The sequence below is a fragment of the Streptomyces sp. NPDC002057 genome, assembly GCF_040296665.1.
GTDB lineage: Bacteria > Actinomycetota > Actinomycetes > Streptomycetales > Streptomycetaceae > Streptomyces.
This window is the reverse complement of record NZ_JBEOXR010000034.1, coordinates 1-16,142: the sequence shown is the minus strand read 5'-3', so window position 1 is coordinate 16,142 and position 16,142 is coordinate 1. Positions and strand designations below refer to the sequence as shown.

Below are 16,142 nucleotides of genomic sequence, written 5' to 3'. Positions count from 1 at the left end.
AGGCTAGCCGGTCGCGGCCGCCCGCTCCCCCGCGCACGCCCGCGTTCAGCGCAGGGAGGCGTCGAGCTGGAGGTGCCAGAGGCCGGGACGGCCGGTGAGCGTGACGGTGGAGAGGGGGCGCACGTCGACGTTCCAGTACGTGGCGGGCGGGGCCTTCAGCGCGTAGACGAGGGCCGCGCGCACGACGGAGGGTTCGGCGACGGCGACGATGGCGCCGTCGTCGGCGGGACGGGTGTCGAGCCAGTTCCCTATCCGGGTGATGAAGGCGAGGAGCGGTTCGCCGCCGTGGGGCGCGGTGCGGGCGTCGGTGAGCCAGGCGTCGACGGCGGCCGGTTCGAGGGCGGCGACCTCGGCGAGGGTCAGGCCCCGCCAGCGGCCCATGTCGCAGTCGCGCAGCGCGGGCTGGACGAGCGGCGCGTAGCCGAGGGCGGTGCCGGTGGCGCGGCTGCGCGGGGTCGGGGAGCAGTAGCGGAGTTCGGCCGCGCCGAGCGGGATGAGCCCGGGCGCGGCCTGCTGCACCTCGTACCATCCGGCCTCGTCGAGCGGCCGGTCGTCGTCGAACCGTTCGGCGAGCAGGGAGGAGCTGCGTGCCGCCGTGACGAGCGTCACCCGAAGACTCATGGGCGCGATCGTGAGGCCGAGGGCTCCGCAGGTCAAGGGGTCATTCCGCGGGGACGGAGGGGCTCCGGCTCACTGCTGCCCGAGAGCCATCCACTTGTCCGGATTCTGGAGTGGCGTGAAACCGACCTTCTCGTACACACCGTGCGCGTCGGCGGTGGCGAGCAGGATGCGGCGCAGTCCGTACGGCGCGAGGTGGTCACGGACGGCGGTCACGAGCGCGGTGCCGAGGCCGGTGCCGCGGGCCGGGCGGTCGACGTAGACGTCGCAGAGCCAGGCGAAGGTGGCGTAGTCGGTGACGACGCGCGCGTAGGCGGCCATCTCGCCGGACTCACGGTGGTAGGCCCCGAGGTTCAGCGAGCCCGCGATGGCGCTGTCCTGCTTCTCCCGAGGTCGGCCGAGGGCCCAGTAGGCGTCCGTGGACAGCCAGTGGTGGACGCGGGCGGCGTCGATCCGCGCGGGGTCGGCTGAGATCTCGTACGTCCCGTGCATGACGGGGCCCTCCGTGGTCGTGCTGTCGCTCATGGCCGAAGGCTGCCAGTGACGCCGGGGCTTGTCAGGCGAATTTGCCGGGCGCGGCCGGGAGGGGAGCGGGCGGCCGGGCCACGCCGTCCCCGGCACGGCCCGCCCCGGCGCTCAGGCGGAGAGCTCGTCGACCGCCGTCCGCAGGCGGCGCACGCCCTCCGCGAGTTCGGTCGGACCCGCCACACCCGCGAAACTCAGCCGGATGTGTCCGGCGGGGGGCTCGGCGCAGAAGTACGGGCGTCCGGGCGCCGCGGCGACCCCGGTCCGCAGGGCGGTGGCGACGAGGGAGGCCTCGGGGAGGGTGTCGGGCAGGCGGAGCCAGAGGTGGTAGCCGCCGTAGGGGACGTGGGGCAGGGCGAGCTCGGGGAGCTGGTGGGCGACGGCGCCGGTCAGTGCCTCCCGGCGGCTCCTGAGCTCCTGGCCGACGGCCCGCAGGTGGCGGTGCCAGGCGGGCGAGCCGACGAGTTCGAGCGCTGCCTCCTGGAGCGGCCTCGGCACGAAGAAGCTGTCGACGACCTGGATGGCGCGGAGCCGTTCCAGGACCGGGCCGCGCGCCGCGAGCGCGCCGACCCGGAGGCTGGGCGAGGTGGCCTTGGTGAGCGAGCAGACGTGGACGACGACGCCGTCGGGGTCGTCGGCGGCGAGCGGGGCGGGGAGCGGGGGCGCGTCCTCGTGGACGAGCCGGCGCGCGAAGTCGTCCTCGACCACGAAGGCTCCGGCGGCGCGGGCGATGCGGACGACCTCGCGGCGCCGGTCCGGCCCGAGGACCGCACCGGTCGGGTTCTGGAAGAGCGGCTGGCAGACGAGGACGCGGGCTCCGGTGGCGCGGAACGCGGCTTCGAGGAGTTCGGGGCGGACTCCGTCGGCGTCGGCGGGGACGGGGACGGGGCGCAGTCCGGCGGCGCGGGCGACGGCGAGCATGCCCGGGTAGGTGGGCGATTCGACGAGGACGGGGGTACCGGGCGGGGCGAGGGCGCGCAGGGCGGTGGTGATCGCGGACTGGCCGCCGGCCGTGATGAGGAGATCGGCGGCGGTGACGCCGCCGCCGATCTCGCGGGCGAACCACTCGCGCAGTTCGGGCAGGCCGTCGGTGGGCGGTCGGCCCCAGGCGCCGGGCCGGCGCCCGGCGCGGGCGAGGGCGGCGGCGAGGGCCCGCTCGGGCTGGAGGGAGGGGTGGAGGTAGCCGCCGTTGAACTCGATCACGCCCGGCGGCGGCGCGGCGAGGGTGACGAGGACGCCGGAGGCGTCGACGGCCCGGGGGACGAGTTCGGTGGCGGTGTCGGCGCTGAGGGCGACCTCCTGCCAGGAGGTGTCGCCGGTGACGGGGGTGGCGGCACGGGGCTCCGCGCGGAAGGCTCCGGCGCCGGGGCGGGTGATCACGAGGCCTTCGGCGGCGAGCTGCGCGAGGGCCCGGGTGACGGTCACCGGGGAGACCCGATAGCGCTCCACGAGAGCGCGACTCGACGGCAGCTTTCTACCAGGTGAGTAGCGGTTGAGCTCCGCTCTCAAGGAATGCGCCAGTTCCGCGACACTGCTACGCTCGTTCATGAGAGCCCAGGATAGCGCTACTACCTCGACGACGATAGCGGTGACCGCTACCGACGGAAGCACCTCCGCCGGACGCACGGCGACCGCGAGCGCCCCCGCCCCGAGCGCCGGCCCCCTCCCGGGCACGGCCGCCACGCGCGCCACAGCCACCCCACACGCCTCGGCCGCCGCAGCTCCCGCCGCCTCCGACGAGACCCGCGCCAGCCGCCCGGACCCGCTCCCCCGCGGCACCCTGCTCGCCGCTCTCGGTGTGGTCGCCTTCTCGCTCACCTTCCCCTCGACCGTCTGGGGTCTGGAGAGCTTCGGCCCCTGGTCGCTGGTGGCCGTGCGCTCCACGCTCGCCGCCCTCGTCGCGGGCGTCTTCCTCCTCGTCGGCCGGGTGCCGCTGCCGGAGCGGCGCCACTGGGCGGGCCTCGCCGTGGTCGCGGGCGGTGTGGTCATCGGCTTCCCGCTCCTGACGACCCTGGCCCTGCAGACCTCCACCACCTCGCACGCCGCCGTCGTGGTCGGCCTGCTGCCGCTCACCACGGCGGCCTTCGCCGCGCTGCGGACCGGCCGCCGGCCGTCCCGTACGTTCTGGTTCGCGGCCGTGTCGGGCGCGGTCGTGGTCATCGCGTTCACGCTCCAGCAGAGCGGCGGGGCGGTGTCGCGGGGCGACCTGTACCTCTTCGGGGCGCTCCTCGTGTGCGCCGCCGGCTACACCGAGGGCGGCCGCCTCGCCCGGCTCATGCCGGGCTGGCAGGTCATCGGCTGGGCCCTGATCCTGTGCCTGCCGCTGATGGCGGCCGGTTCCGCCGTGGCGCTGACGCTGGAGCCCGTCCACCTGAACGCCCACGGCGTCATCGGCCTCGTCTGGGTCGCCGCCGGCTCCACCTTCTTCGGCCTGTACGTCTGGTACCGGGGCATGGCGTCGATCGGCATCCCGAAGGCGAGCCAGCTCCAGCTCGCCCAGCCGCTCCTCACCCTCATCTGGTCGGTCTGCCTGCTCGGCGAGACCCTGCCGCTCGCCGCCCCGCTCGCGGCAGTGGGGGTCCTGGTCTGCATCGCCGTCACGCAGCGGGCGAGGAGCTGACGAGACGGATCGGGGTGAAACGGGTCACAATGGCAGGAACAGACCGCTAATCAGGACGAGCCCGGCCGCGAGGAGGTCACCCCGATGCAGGCGAACGTGGGCGACAAACTGCTGGTGCACGGCAGGACCGTCGGTCACCACGACCGTACGGCCGAGGTCCTTCAGGTGCTGGGGGAGGACGGCACTCCCCCCTACCGCGTGAAGTTCGACGACGACGGTCACGAGGCCCTGATGTCACCCGGCCCCGACACCGTCGTACGCCATCACCCGGAGGCGGGCACCGGCTGAGGGCCGGTACCGTCCCGGGCCCGAGCCGCTGCCGTCCCCCGTCATCACGGCGGGCGGACCACGCTCGGGTAGTGGTCGGCCACCACGGTGGTCATCGCCCCGATCGGGTCCGACGCGACCTCCTTCGCGGCGAAGTAGCAGTGGCCGCCGACCCCCGGGTACGCGGCGGCGAGTTCCAGATGGCGTGACAGCTCCCCCGGGTCCCGCCAGGCCGCGGGCTGGGCGGGGTCGCCCGCCTTGTAGAGCGCCTCGCCGATGTAGAGGCCGACGCCGGTGCCCCGTACCACCCCGTCCCACCAGGCCAGCAGCTTCGCGTAGTCGGAGCCGGGCATGCCGATGTTCCAGTACAGCTGCGGCACCACGTGGTCCAGCCAGCCCTCCCGGATCCACTTCCGGGTGTCGGCGTACAGGTCGTCGTAGGTCTGGACGCCGGCGCTGGTGTCCGAGCCCTCGGGGTCGGTGGCGATGTTCCGCCAGATCCCGAACGGGCTCGCCCCGAAGTCCACGTCCGGCTTGATCTCCTTGATCCGAGCGGACATCTCGGAGACGAGCAGGTCGGTGTTGTTCCGCCGCCAGGAGGCCTTGTCGGGGAAGTCCCCGCCGTACCGCGCGTACGCCTCGTCGTCGGCGAAGACCTGCCCGGCCACCGGGTACGGATAGAAGTAGTCGTCCCAGTGCACGGCGTCGACGGCGTAGCGGCGCAGCGCGTCCAGCATCGCGTCCTGGACGAAGCGCCGGACCTCGGGCAGCCCCGGGTTGTAGTAGAGCTTGCCGCCGTAGGGCAGCGCCCACCCCGGGTTGACGCGGGCCGGATGGCCGGCGACGAGCCGGGTCCGGTCCGTGTGGTTCGCCACTCGGTACGGGTTGAACCAGGCGTGCAGTTCGAGGCCCCGCGCGTGCGCCTCCTCGACGGCCGTGCCCAGCGGGTCCCAGCCGGGATCGCGGCCCTGGGTCCCGGTGAGGCACTGCGCCCACGGCTCGTACGGCGAGGGCCACAGCGCGTCGGCGGTCGGCCTGACCTGGAGGACGACCGCGTTGAGCCGGCGCTCGACCGCCGTGTCGAGGTGGGCGAGGAGTTCGGCGCGCTGTTCAGCGGCCGGGAGGCCGGTCCGGGAGGGCCAGTCGCGGTTGGCGACCGTGGCCACCCACATGCCGCGGAACTGCGCGCGGCGGAGCGGTCTGCTCCGCTCCCGCCGTTCGGCCCCGGCCGGTGTCGTCCCTGTCGCCCCCGTCACGGCGAGGACCGCTCCGGTGGCACCGGCCACGAACCCTCTTCTGCCGATAGGCCGCACTTGTACCCCTCTTCTGTCGGATACGTCACACCCACCCGGACAGCATGCCCGCCCTGGGCGATCGATCATCGGTTAATGAGCGGTAACGTCGTGGGGGTCGAGGCGGACGGACCCGGAATCACACGGTGGCCCCCGCCGCCAGAGAAGAGCGAAAGGCACGAGGTGACGGACTCCATGGCCGACATTGAGCGCGTCGGAGTGGTGGGCTGCGGCCAGATGGGCGCGGGCATCGCAGAGGTGTGTGCCCGGAGCGGCCTTGAGGTGAAGGTCGCCGAGACCACCGGCGAGGCGCTGGAGATCGGCCGCACACGGCTCTACAACTCGCTGGCGAAGGCCGCCGAACGCGGCAAGATCACCGAGGAGGAGCGGGACGCCACGCTCGCGCGGCTCAGCTTCACCACCGACCTGGGCGAGTTCGCCGACCGCGACCTCGTCATCGAGGCGGTCGTGGAGAACGAGCAGGTCAAGACCGAGATCTTCCAGATCCTCGACCAGGTGATGACCCGCCCGGACGCCATCCTGGCCTCGAACACCTCGTCCATCCCGCTGGTGAAGCTGGCCGTGGCGACCTCCCGCCCCGACCAGGTCATCGGCATCCACTTCTTCAACCCGGCCCCGGTGCAGAAGCTCGTGGAGCTGATCCCGGCCCTCACCACCTCCGAGGGCACGATCAGCCGCGCCCAGGCCTTCGCGGAGAAGGCCCTCGGCAAGCACGCGATCCGCGCGCAGGACCGCTCGGGCTTCGTGGTCAACGCCCTGCTCGTGCCGTACCTCCTCTCGGCGATCCGGATGTTCGAGTCGGGCATCGCGAGCCGCGACGACATCGACAACGGCATGGAGTTCGGCTGCGCCCACCCGATGGGCCCGCTGAAGCTCTCGGACCTGATCGGTCTGGACACGATCGCCTCGATCGCCGACTCGATGTACGCGGAGTTCAAGGAGCCGCTGTACGCCGCTCCCCCGCTGCTCCAGCGCATGGTGGACGCGGGCCGGCTCGGCCGGAAGACGGGCTCGGGCTTCTACCCGTACCCCTGATCCGCCGCACCCGCCAGGCACCGGACGGCCCGTACACACGCACAGGTACGGGCCGTCCGGCGTTCCCGCCCGCGGTCGGGGCGCGGGGCGCGTCTCAGCCGAGGCGCAGGTGGTGGAGCATCAACAGACCGGCGGCCATGTTGGCGGCCGGGATCTCGCCCCGGGCGATCATGTCGGGGACCTGTTTCAGCGGGACCCAGGCCCGCCGCGAGGACTCGAACGCGTCCTCCGGCGGTCCGGTGTACGTGGCCCGCTCCGCCCAGTAGAGGTGGTGGCGGGCGTCGGTGAGGCCGTTGGACGGCTCGACGGTGAGGAGATGGCGCAGCGGCCCCGGCCGCCAGCCGGTCTCCTCCTCCATCTCGCGGGCGGCGGCGGTCTCGATGTCCTCGCCGTCCTCGACGACTCCGGCGGCCAGCTCCCAGCCCCAGCTGTCGGTGATGAAACGGTGGCGCCAGAGCATCAGGACTTCGTCGGCGTCGTTGACCGCGGTCGCGACGGCGACCGGACGGAGCCGGATCAGATAGTGGTCGAGGTGGCGGCCGTCCGGGAGTTCGACGTCCGCGAGGTTCACCTGGAACCAGCGATTCTCATAGACAGAGTGTTCACTCAGTTTCGTCCACTGCACGTTCTTGCCACCTTCCGACTGGTCGGTGCTTGTTTGGTGGCAATATCGCAGCAGTTGGCTCCTCACAGGGGAACGCGTAGCGCTCCGTCGATGAGAGCCGCCGCCTCCCGGGCATCGCCTCCGCCGCTCGCGAGGAGATGCTCCCGCACCTGACGCAGCCGGTCCCGCAGCCTCCGCGACTCCATCCCCCGCGCCCGCTCGGTCATCTCCACGGCCGTGCGCGCCGCCCCGTCCGCCTCCCCCCGCCGCAGTTCGATCTGGCACAGCATGGCGAGCCGGTGCACCCGGCCCCGGTCGTGCGAGGGCGTGCCCACCGCCATCGACGCGTGCTCGTGGGCGGCGGCGAGATCACCCAGACTGAGCAGGGCCTCGGCGACCTGGACGTTGACGAAGCCCGGCTGGACGTACCCCGTCTCGGCCGGCTCCTCCCCCGGGCTGATCCGCTCCGCAGCCGTCTCGGCCCGCCGGATGCACGCCAGCGCGGCCACCCCGTCACCCAGATGCGCGTACGCCTTCGCCTGCATCGCCGAGAGATCGGCGGCGAGCGCCGGGGTGATCTGCCGCCCCGCCGTCCGCAGCGCCGCCTCCGCGAACGCGACCGCCTGCCGGTACTCCCCCATGAACAGCGACTGGTTGACGAGGAGCGCGATCACGTAGGCGCCCAGCCCCCGGTCCCCGCTCGCCTTGGCGAGCCGCAGCGCCTGGTGGAAGTAGCGCTGGGCGAGACCGTGCGCGTCGGCGTCGTACGCGCAGATGCCCGCCACCGCGACGAGTCCGCCGGTGGCCCGGTGCAGCCGACGGCCGAGGGCGTCGTTGTACGAGCCCCGCAGCAGCGGCGCGGTCTCGGTGGTGAGGAAGCCGACGATCCGGGCCCTGGTCGCGATGCCCCCGGCCTTGCGGTACATCTGCTCGTAGTGGGACCGGGCGGCGCTCAGCACCGTGATGTCGGCGGCCGAGACCGACGTCCGGCCGGAGCGGGAGACGTCCATGTCCTCCGGCGGGTTCTCCCACTCCCACACGGGCATCACCGCGGGGGTTCCGGTCACCGTCGGCGCACCGACTATGTGCGGCCGCTGCTGCTCGTCGGAGCGCCACAGGGCGGCCGCCCGCTCCACGAACCCGGAGAGCGGCGAACCCGTCGCGGGCAGCGGGCCGTCCGGCACCCCGAAACCGATGTCGTCCAGGGTCACCTGCCGGCGCAGCCGCGCGGCGAGCACCTCGCAGATCAGGTCCGGCACCTGGCCGCGCGGCCGCTGACCCTTCAACCAGCGCGCCACGGCGGTGTGTTCGTACCGCAGGGGAAGACCCCTGGCCCGGCCGGCCCGGTTCACATGGGCGGCCAGGCCGGCGTTCGAGACGCCCGCTTCGTCGAGCAGGGCGTCGAGCAAGGTGTTGGGCTGCATGGCCGCTCCGGTCGCTCGGTGAACTCAGCGTAGCGGTGGCCGAATTCGTACGGGACGAACCGGTCCGGAGGACCCCCTTCGGGTCAACTCCGCGCGGGGGATTTCGCACGGGGTGTGAACGAAGTACTCGTTCTTCCGGTCCGCGTACTCTGCCGCGCTCGTCCCCGTACCGATTGACTGTGCTTCTCGCCGCAAGGCGAAGACCGGGCCGCCGGCTCCCCCCTCAAACAGTGCGGCCGCCCGGTCCGCGTCGCCCGCCCCGCTGATCTGCCCGACACTCCGTGGCGGGGCGGGCGACGCCGGCACCGCCCCCTCCCCTCAACAGTGGGAGGAGGAGGCGGGCCGGGGGCGGCGCAGCCCGGGTTCGGCGGGCTGCGCCGGCACCCGGACACGGTCGTTGCGTACGACGAGCAGCGCGACGTCGTCCGCGAGCCGGCCGCCCGTGTGGTGCAGCAGCTCCGTGTGGATCCGGCGGACCAGGGCCGCGGGCGCCTCGCCCGGCATCCCGGCCAACGCGGTGTCGAGCGCGAAGAACCGGCCCCGGCGGTCACGGGCCTCCTCCGCGCCGTCGGTGTGGAGCACCAGCGTCTCGCCGGGCAGCAGTCGGGCCGCCGTGTACGGAACGGGCGCGGCGGGCAGGGGCAGCACGCCCAGCGGGGGAAGCGGGTCCCCGACCGGCAGCCGCTCCGCCGTCCGCCCGAGGCGGTACGGGCCGGGGTGACCGCAGTTGAGCACGGCGAGCCGGCCGTCCGGGCGGACCTCCAGGAGCAGCAGGGTCACGAACTCCTCCGCCACCGGATGCGTCGGCTCCGTCCCGGTCCGCGCCGGATGCTCGTCCCGCGCCCGCTCCCGCAGATGCCGCTCCAGGGCCCGTTCGAGACGCCGCAGCACCCCGCCGAGTTCGGCTTCGTCATGGGCGGCCTCGCGGAAGCTCCCGAGCACGGCGACCACCGCGCCGAGCGCGGCGAGACCGTGCCCCCGGACGTCCCCGATGACGATCCGCACCCCGTGCGGGGTGGCCACCGCCTCGTACAGATCGCCGCCGACGGACGCGTCCCGGGAGGCGGACAACAGCCCGGCTGCCAGCGTGAGTCCGTCGAGACGGGCGGGCGGCGGGCGAAGCAGCACCTGCTGGGTGACGTGCGCGACGGCCCGCACCCGCGCCAGCTCACGGGCGAGCCCGCGCCGGAGCCCGAGCACCAGACCGATGCCGACGGTGAGGAAGACGACACTGGTGGCGATCCTCATCGGCAGTCCCGGCTGCCGCGCCAGCGGACAGCCGAACCTCCATGCAACGGCCACCGCACCCCACGCGGCGGGAAGAGCGAGCGGGGCCAGCCGGCGGAGCCGGGAGCCATCGGAGACCAACGACCTCGTACGGATCATGCACGGCCCTTCCCGAGCCCCGACAGCGCCCGAAGGCCCTGCGGCTCACAGGTCCGCCCCTGCGGCCGCGTCGATTCTGCCGACCGCACGGGCCACCGGGGAACACCCCCCGACGATCTCACCCGAAGGAGTGAGCACCCCCGCCGCGCCGCCCTTCGCCAGGACTCCGCCACGCGCACGCACGGCCGGACACCGCTCGCCCGTACGCACGACGGAGCCCCGCTCCGCCACGCGGGCCGCCCCGGAGCCCGGCGAACGACGGAGGGCCGCCCCGGGGATTCCCCGGGGCGGCCCTCCTGGTGCCGTGCTCGTGCGTCAGGCGCCGCGCAGGACGGCTCCCGTGCGCTCGGCGGCCAGGGCCACCGCCGCGTCGCGGGCCGCGGTGGCCTCCTCGACCGTGAGCGTGCGGTCCGGGGCGCGGAACCTCAGGGCGTACGCCAGGGACTTGGCGCCCGCACCGAGCTGGTCGCCGGTGTAGACGTCGAACAGCCGGACGGACTCCAGGAGTTCACCCGCGCCCTCGCTGAGGGCGGCCTGGACGTCGGCGGCCGGGACGTCGTGGGCGACGACCAGGGCGACGTCCTGGGTGGCGACCGGGAAGGAGGAGATCCGGGGGGCCTTGAGCGGGCCCTCGTTCGCCTTCTCCAGCAGGTCCAGGTCGATCTCCATCGCGCAGCTGCGCGCCGGCAGACCGAACGCCTTCACCACGCGCGGGTGGAGCTCGCCGGCGTGACCGACGAGGACCTTCTCGCCGTCCACCTCGACGTGGAACGCGGCGCAGCGGCCCGGGTGCCACGGGGCGTGCCGGTCGGCGCTGATGATCAGCTCGACCCCGGCCTCGGCGGCCACGGTCCGGCCGGCCTCGACCGCGTCGGCCCAGTCGGACGGACGACCCTTGCCCCACCAGCCGGCCTGCTCGCGCGCACCGGTGAGGACGACGGCGGCACGGCGCGGCTGCGCGGGCAGCGCGGCGTTGACCTCGGCGATCTCCTCGTCGGTGGGGCGGCGGTCGACGGGCAGCCGGACGGCGACGCCGGGCTGCCCCTGGGGACGGAAGACCAGACCGGTCTCGAAGAGCGCCAGGTCGTGGCTGCCACGGCTGTCGTTCCGGCGGAGCGCGCCGAGCAGACCCGGGAGCAGGGTCGTGCGGAGCGCGGGCTCCTCGTCCGAGATCGGGTTGACCAGGGTGACGAGGCGGCGACGGGCGTCGTCCGCGTCGAGACCGAGGTTGTCGAGGGCCTGCTCCCCGATGAACGGGTAGTTCAGCGCCTCGACGTAACCGGCGCCGGCCAGGGCGCGGCCCACCCGGCGGTGGACGCGCTGGCGCTCGGTGAGCCCGCGGCCGGCCGGCGGCTTCGGCAGCGTGGAGGGCAGGTTCTCGTAGCCTTCGAGCCGGATGACCTCTTCGGCGAGGTCGTTCGGCTCGTTGAGGTCGGGGCGCCACGACGGCACGGTGACGACGAGCTCGTCCTGGCCGTAGACGTCGCAGCCGACCTCCTGGAGGCGGCGGACGACGGTCTCGCGGCCGTAGCCGACGCCCGCGACCTTGTCCGGGTGGTTCGCCGGCATGGTGATCGTGCGCGGCGCGGACGGGGCGCTGATCTCGGTGACGCCGGCCTCGGCCGTGCCGCCCGCGAGCAGCACGAGGAGGTCGACGGTGCGCTGCGCGGCGGCCGCGGCGGCCTGCGGGTCGACGCCGCGCTCGAAGCGCTTGGACGCCTCGGAGGCGAGCCTGTGACGGCGGGCCGTCCGCGCGATCGAGATCGCGTCGAAGTGCGCGGCCTCGATGACGACCTCGGAGGTGCCGGTGACGTACCCGGTCTCCGGGTCGGTCTCCGGATCCGCGATCTCCGTGTGGGCGCCGCCCATGACACCGGCGATGCCGATCGGGCCGCGGTTGTCGGTGATGACCAGGTCCGCGGCGTCCAGGACGCGCACGGTGCCGTCGAGAGTGGTGATCTTCTCGCCGGCGTCGGCGCGGCGGACCCCGATGGGGCCGTCGAGCCGGCTGCGGTCGTAGGCGTGCAGCGGCTGGCCGAGCTCCAGCATCACGTAGTTGGTGACGTCGACGGCCAGCGAGATCGGACGCATGCCGGCCTTCTGGAGCCGGCGACGCAGCCAGATCGGGGAGCGGGCCTCGGGCGCCAGGCCGACCACGGTGCGCGCGGTGAAGCGGTCGCAGCCGATGGGGTCGGTGATCTGTACCGGGTAGCCGTACGAGTTGGGCGCGGGCACGTCGAGCAGCGCCGGGTCGCGCAGCGGCAGCCCGTAGGCGGTGGCCGTCTCACGGGCGACACCGCGCATCGAGAGGCAGTAGCCGCGGTCCGGGGTGACGGCGATGTCGAGGACCTCGTCGAAGAGCTCCAGGAGGACCGTGGCGTCGGTGCCGATCTCGTGCTCCGGCGGCAGCACGATGATGCCGTGCGTGCCGTCGTCGCCCATGCCGAGCTCGTCGCCGGAGCAGATCATGCCCCGGGAGACACGGCCGTACGTCTTGCGCTCGGCGATCCGGAAGTCACCGGGGAGCACGGCGCCGGGCAGGGCCACGACGACCTTGTCCCCGGCGGCGAAGTTCCGGGCGCCGCAGATGATCTCCTGGGGCTCGCCGGTGCCGTTGGCCTGGCCGACGTCGACGGTGCAGAAGCGGATGGGCTTCTTGAAATCCGTCAGCTCCTCGATGGTGAGGACCTTGCCGACCACCAGCGGGCCGGTCAGGCCGGCGCCGAGCTGCTCGACGGTCTCGACCTCGAGGCCTGCCGAAATGAGCTTGGCCTGGACGTCACGCCCGGTCTCCGTCGCCGGCAGGTCGACGTACTCCCGCAGCCAAGAAAGCGGGACCCGCATCAGATCTCCATCCCGAACGGCCGGGTGAACCGGACGTCACCCTCGACCATGTCTCGCATGTCGTCGACGTTGTGGCGGAACATCAGCATCCGCTCGATGCCGAACCCGAAGGCGAATCCGCTGTACTTCTCGGGGTCCACACCGCAGGCGACGAGCACCTTCGGGTTGACCATGCCGCAGCCGCCGAGCTCGATCCAGCCCTCGCTGCCGCAGGTGCGGCAGGGGCGGTCGGGGTTGCCGACGGACTCGCCGCGGCAGACGTAGCAGAGCATGTCCATCTCGGCGGACGGCTCGGTGAACGGGAAGAAGTTCGGGCGGAGCCGGGTCTTCATGTCCGACCCGAAGAGCGCCTGGACCATGTGGTCCAGGGTGCCCTTGAGGTCGGCCATCGTCAGGCCCTCGTCGACGGCGAGCAGCTCGATCTGGTGGAAGACCGGAGTGTGCGTGGCGTCGAGCTCGTCGGTGCGGTAGACGCGGCCGGGGCACACGACGTAGACCGGGGGCTCCCGGTCGATGAGCGTGCGGGCCTGCACCGGGGAGGTGTGCGTACGGAGCACGACACCGGACTCGTCGCCCGTGGTGGCGGTTCCCTCGGCGGAGGTTCCCTGGACGAAGAAGGTGTCCTGCATCTGGCGCGCCGGGTGGTCCGGTACGAAGTTGAGCGCGTCGAAGTTGAACCACTCCGCCTCGACCTCGGGACCCTCGGCGACCTCGTACCCCATGGAGACGAACACGTCGGCGACGCGCTCCATGAGGGTGGTCAGCGGGTGGCGGGCACCGGCCGGGACGCGGTCGTACGGCAGGGTGACGTCGACGGCCTCCTCGACGAGGACGCGGGCGTCCCGCTCGGCCTCCAGCTCGGTCTGGCGGGCGGCGAGCGCCTTGGAGACGACGCCGCGGGCCTGGCCCACGAGCTTTCCGGCGGCGGCCTTCGCCTGCGGGGGCAGGGCACCGATCTCCCGGTTGGCGAGCGCCAGCGGCGAGGTGCCGCCGGTGTGCGCGGTCTTCGCCTGCGCGAGCGCGTCGAGGTCGCCCGCGGTGGCGAAGGCGGCGAGCGCCTCGTCCCGCATGCGCTCGATCTCTTCCGGTTTCAGTGCCTCGACCTCAACCGGGTCGTACGACTTATTGGGTGCGGACATCTCTTCCCGTGCTTCCGTTGGCTGGCTGGGCGGCCCCGCTCGACGTCAAGGGCGCAAACGTGCCAAAGGACGAGTCTAACGGGGTGGGGGGACGCGAATGAGCCCGTGGGCAGGCCGGGCGGCTCCTGATCTCGTCCGATCCTGTCTGATTCCTGTCAGATCTCGTCAGATGAGATGGGCCGGGGTGCCGACGGGCAGGATAAATCGGAACTCGGCCCCGCCTCGGGGGCCCCTTCCGACGGTGATGGTGCCGCCGTGGGCCTCGACGACGCCCTTGACGATGTAGAGGCCGAGCCCGGTGCCGCCGCGTTTGCTGCCCCGCCAGAAGCGGGTGAAGACGCGGCTCATCGACTCCTCGGGGATGCCGGGGCCCTCGTCGCTCACGGTGACCTCCGTCCCCTCTTCTCCGTCGTCGCCCGCGCTCGCGGGTGCCACCTCGATGGTGACGGTTCCCTCTCCGTGGCGCACCGCATTTTCGAGGAGGTTCCCGAGGATCTGGTCGATCTTGTCGGGGTCGGCCCAGAGGGCGGGCAGCTGGGGCCTGATCCGTACGAAGAACCGGTCCGGGGACTGGCCGCCGGTGGTGTGCACCTGGACGTGCCGGCCGACGGCGGCGGCGATGTCGACGGGCTGGCGGCGCACCTCCAGCCGGCCGGAGTCGATCCGGGAGATGTCGAGGAGTTCGGCGATGAGCCGCTTGATGCGGCCCGCGTCGGCGTCGACGGTCTCCAGCATCAGCCGCTTCTGCTCGTCGTTGAACCGCTCCCACTTGGTCAGGAGGGTGGCGGTGAAGCCCTTGACGGAAGTCAGCGGGGAGCGCAGTTCGTGGGCGACGGTGGCGATGAGCTCGGCGTGGCTGCGCTCGGTGCGGCGGCGCGCCTCGGTGCCGCGCAGCGAGACCACGACCCGGCGCACCGGGCCGGTGGGGTGCTCTCGGACGTACCGGGCGGAGACGAGGACCTCGCGGCCGCCGGGCAGCAGGAGGTTGCGCTCGGGCTGGCCGCGGCGGGTGGCGAGCCCGCCGTACGGGTCGGTCAGGGACCACCAGCGGCGCCCCTTGAGGTCCTCCAGGGGCAGTGCCACGTCCAGGGGGAGGCCGAGGGCGCGGTCGCCGGGGACGGCGGTGATGCGGCTGGCGGCGGCGTTGAAGCAGACGACGAGGCCGTTCTCGTCGGCGACGACGAGCCCGTCGGGCAGGTCGTCGGGGCCGACCCCGACGAAACCGTCGGTCACGTCCGCCGGGTCCGGTGGCTCCGGGGCGTGCGGCTCGGCGCTCCGTGCCTGTGCGGGACTGTCCGTGCCGACCGTCATCCCCGTACCCCACCCCTCCGTGTAGCGCAGTGGGCCCCCGAGTGCGTCACTCTACTGGGCGGGGAGGGCGGAATGGACCCCTCAGGCGGAGGTTCGGGGTCGCTGGGCGCGGGCGGAGGCGTACAGACAGACCGCGGCGGCGGTGGCGAGGTTGAGGCTCTCGGCCTTGCCGTGGATGGGGACGCGGACGACGGCGTCGGCGAGGGCCCGGGTCTCCTCGGGCAGTCCCCAGGCCTCGTTGCCGAAGATCCAGGCGGTGGGGCCGCCCATGGTGCCGGCGTCGAGCTCGGCGTCGAGGTCGTCCTGGCCGGCCCCGTCGGCGGCGAGGATCCGGACGCCCGCGCCCTTCAGCCCGGCGACGACCTGCTCGACGGGGACGCCGACGGCGACCGGCAGGTGGAAGAGCGAGCCGACGGAGGCCCGGACGGACTTCGGGTTGTACAGGTCGACGGAGGCGTCGGTGAGGACCACCGCGTCGGCGCCGGCGGCGTCGGCGCAGCGCAGCACGGTGCCGGCGTTCCCGGGGTCGCGTACGTGGGCGAGGACGGCGACCAGCTTGGGCCGGGCCGCGACAATCTCCTCGAACGGCGAGTCGAGGAACCGGCAGACGCCGACGATCCCCTGCGGGGTGACGGTCTGGGAGACCTCGGCGAGGACGGCGTCGGAGGCGTGGTGGACACGGGCTCCGGCGGCGAGGGCGGCGTCGATGATGGCGCTGTGGCGCTCGGCGGCCTCGACGGTGGTGAAGAGCTCGACGAGCGTGGGCTCTCCGGTGGAGCCGCGGTGCTCGACGGCCTCGCGGACGGCCTGCGGGCCCTCGGCGATGAAGAGGCGGTCCTTGCCCCGGAAGTTGCGCTTGGCGAGCCGCCGGGCGGCGACGACGCGCGGGGAACGCGGGGAGATCAGCTCGGGGGTGACCATGAGGTGCGGCGGTTCTCTCTTCGGGGCCGGGGGCTACGGGGTCCGGGGTTCCACCGGCCGGGCGGCTACGGTGCCCGGCGGCTTCGGTGACCGGGGGCGGCGGCTCCGGGCCGGTCGGGCCCGGTTCCGCCGCAC

14 protein-coding genes are annotated in these 16,142 nt (G+C 73.4%); 3 read left to right on the top strand and 11 right to left on the bottom strand.

Features of this window, described 5'->3' with window-relative positions; translation table 11 throughout:
- Positions 1-45: 45 nt before the first annotated feature.
- From ABT129_RS24305 to ABT129_RS24295, 3 genes are all read right to left on the bottom strand, one after another.
- Positions 46-621 carry a histidine phosphatase family protein gene (locus ABT129_RS24305; protein ID WP_351905296.1) on the bottom strand — a complete coding sequence of 192 codons (576 nt, stop codon included), beginning with the start codon at positions 619-621 and terminating at the stop codon, positions 46-48.
- 69 nt (positions 622-690) lie between these two features.
- Positions 691-1,143 carry a GNAT family N-acetyltransferase gene (locus ABT129_RS24300; protein WP_351905294.1) on the bottom strand — a complete coding sequence of 151 codons (453 nt, stop codon included), beginning with the start codon at positions 1,141-1,143 and terminating at the stop codon, positions 691-693.
- Between the two features lie 111 nt (positions 1,144-1,254).
- Positions 1,255-2,691, bottom strand: coding sequence for an aminotransferase-like domain-containing protein (locus tag ABT129_RS24295; RefSeq protein WP_351905291.1), 1,437 nt, complete (start codon positions 2,689-2,691; stop codon positions 1,255-1,257).
- Between ABT129_RS24295 and ABT129_RS24290 the strand changes: the two genes are divergently transcribed.
- Both ABT129_RS24290 and ABT129_RS24285 read left to right on the top strand, forming a co-directional pair.
- Positions 2,690-3,763: a DMT family transporter gene (locus tag ABT129_RS24290; RefSeq protein WP_351905289.1), complete on the top strand. Its 1,074-nt coding sequence runs from the start codon at positions 2,690-2,692 to the stop codon at positions 3,761-3,763. The genes ABT129_RS24295 and ABT129_RS24290 overlap by 2 nt on opposite strands.
- A gap of 84 nt (positions 3,764-3,847) precedes the next feature.
- The gene (locus tag ABT129_RS24285) at positions 3,848-4,051 is read left to right on the top strand and encodes a DUF1918 domain-containing protein (protein WP_351905286.1); all 204 of its coding nucleotides are present in this window, start codon (positions 3,848-3,850) and stop codon (positions 4,049-4,051) included.
- A gap of 44 nt (positions 4,052-4,095) precedes the next feature.
- On the opposite strand, the gene ABT129_RS24280 is transcribed toward ABT129_RS24285, so the two are convergent.
- Positions 4,096-5,343, bottom strand: coding sequence for a glycoside hydrolase family 10-like protein (locus ABT129_RS24280; RefSeq protein WP_502981888.1), 1,248 nt, complete (start codon positions 5,341-5,343; stop codon positions 4,096-4,098).
- Between the two features lie 174 nt (positions 5,344-5,517).
- Here ABT129_RS24280 and ABT129_RS24275 point away from each other — a divergent pair, with 174 nt between their 5' ends.
- Positions 5,518-6,378 (top strand): 3-hydroxybutyryl-CoA dehydrogenase, encoded by an 861-nt coding sequence (locus tag ABT129_RS24275; RefSeq protein WP_351905281.1) that lies wholly within the window; start codon positions 5,518-5,520, stop codon positions 6,376-6,378.
- Positions 6,379-6,472: 94 nt separating this feature from the next.
- On the opposite strand, the gene ABT129_RS24270 is transcribed toward ABT129_RS24275, so the two are convergent.
- The 7 genes from ABT129_RS24270 to ABT129_RS24240 all read right to left on the bottom strand — a co-directional run bounded on the left by ABT129_RS24270 (position 6,473) and on the right by ABT129_RS24240 (position 16,007).
- Positions 6,473-7,003 (bottom strand): NUDIX hydrolase, encoded by a 531-nt coding sequence (locus tag ABT129_RS24270; RefSeq protein ID WP_351905278.1) that lies wholly within the window; start codon positions 7,001-7,003, stop codon positions 6,473-6,475.
- A gap of 62 nt (positions 7,004-7,065) precedes the next feature.
- Positions 7,066-8,406 (bottom strand): NsdA family TPR-like regulatory protein, encoded by a 1,341-nt coding sequence (locus ABT129_RS24265; protein ID WP_351905275.1) that lies wholly within the window; start codon positions 8,404-8,406, stop codon positions 7,066-7,068.
- A 318-nt stretch (positions 8,407-8,724) separates the two neighbouring features.
- On the bottom strand, positions 8,725-9,792 hold the full coding sequence (locus ABT129_RS24260) for a PP2C family protein-serine/threonine phosphatase (protein ID WP_351905272.1): 1,068 nt from the start codon (positions 9,790-9,792) through the stop codon (positions 8,725-8,727).
- 315 nt (positions 9,793-10,107) lie between these two features.
- Complete coding sequence (gene pheT, locus ABT129_RS24255; RefSeq protein ID WP_351905269.1) at positions 10,108-12,636, bottom strand: phenylalanine--tRNA ligase subunit beta; 2,529 nt, start codon at positions 12,634-12,636, stop codon at positions 10,108-10,110.
- A complete protein-coding gene (gene pheS, locus ABT129_RS24250) occupies positions 12,636-13,775 on the bottom strand; it encodes a phenylalanine--tRNA ligase subunit alpha (protein WP_351905266.1) in 1,140 nt (379 codons plus the stop codon). The genes pheT and pheS overlap by 1 nt, the downstream gene beginning before the upstream one ends.
- A gap of 165 nt (positions 13,776-13,940) precedes the next feature.
- The gene (locus ABT129_RS24245) at positions 13,941-15,086 is read right to left on the bottom strand and encodes a sensor histidine kinase (RefSeq protein ID WP_351905263.1); all 1,146 of its coding nucleotides are present in this window, start codon (positions 15,084-15,086) and stop codon (positions 13,941-13,943) included.
- 81 nt (positions 15,087-15,167) lie between these two features.
- Positions 15,168-16,007, bottom strand: coding sequence for a TrmH family RNA methyltransferase (locus tag ABT129_RS24240; protein ID WP_351905260.1), 840 nt, complete (start codon positions 16,005-16,007; stop codon positions 15,168-15,170).
- Between the last annotated feature and the right edge of the window lie 135 nt (positions 16,008-16,142).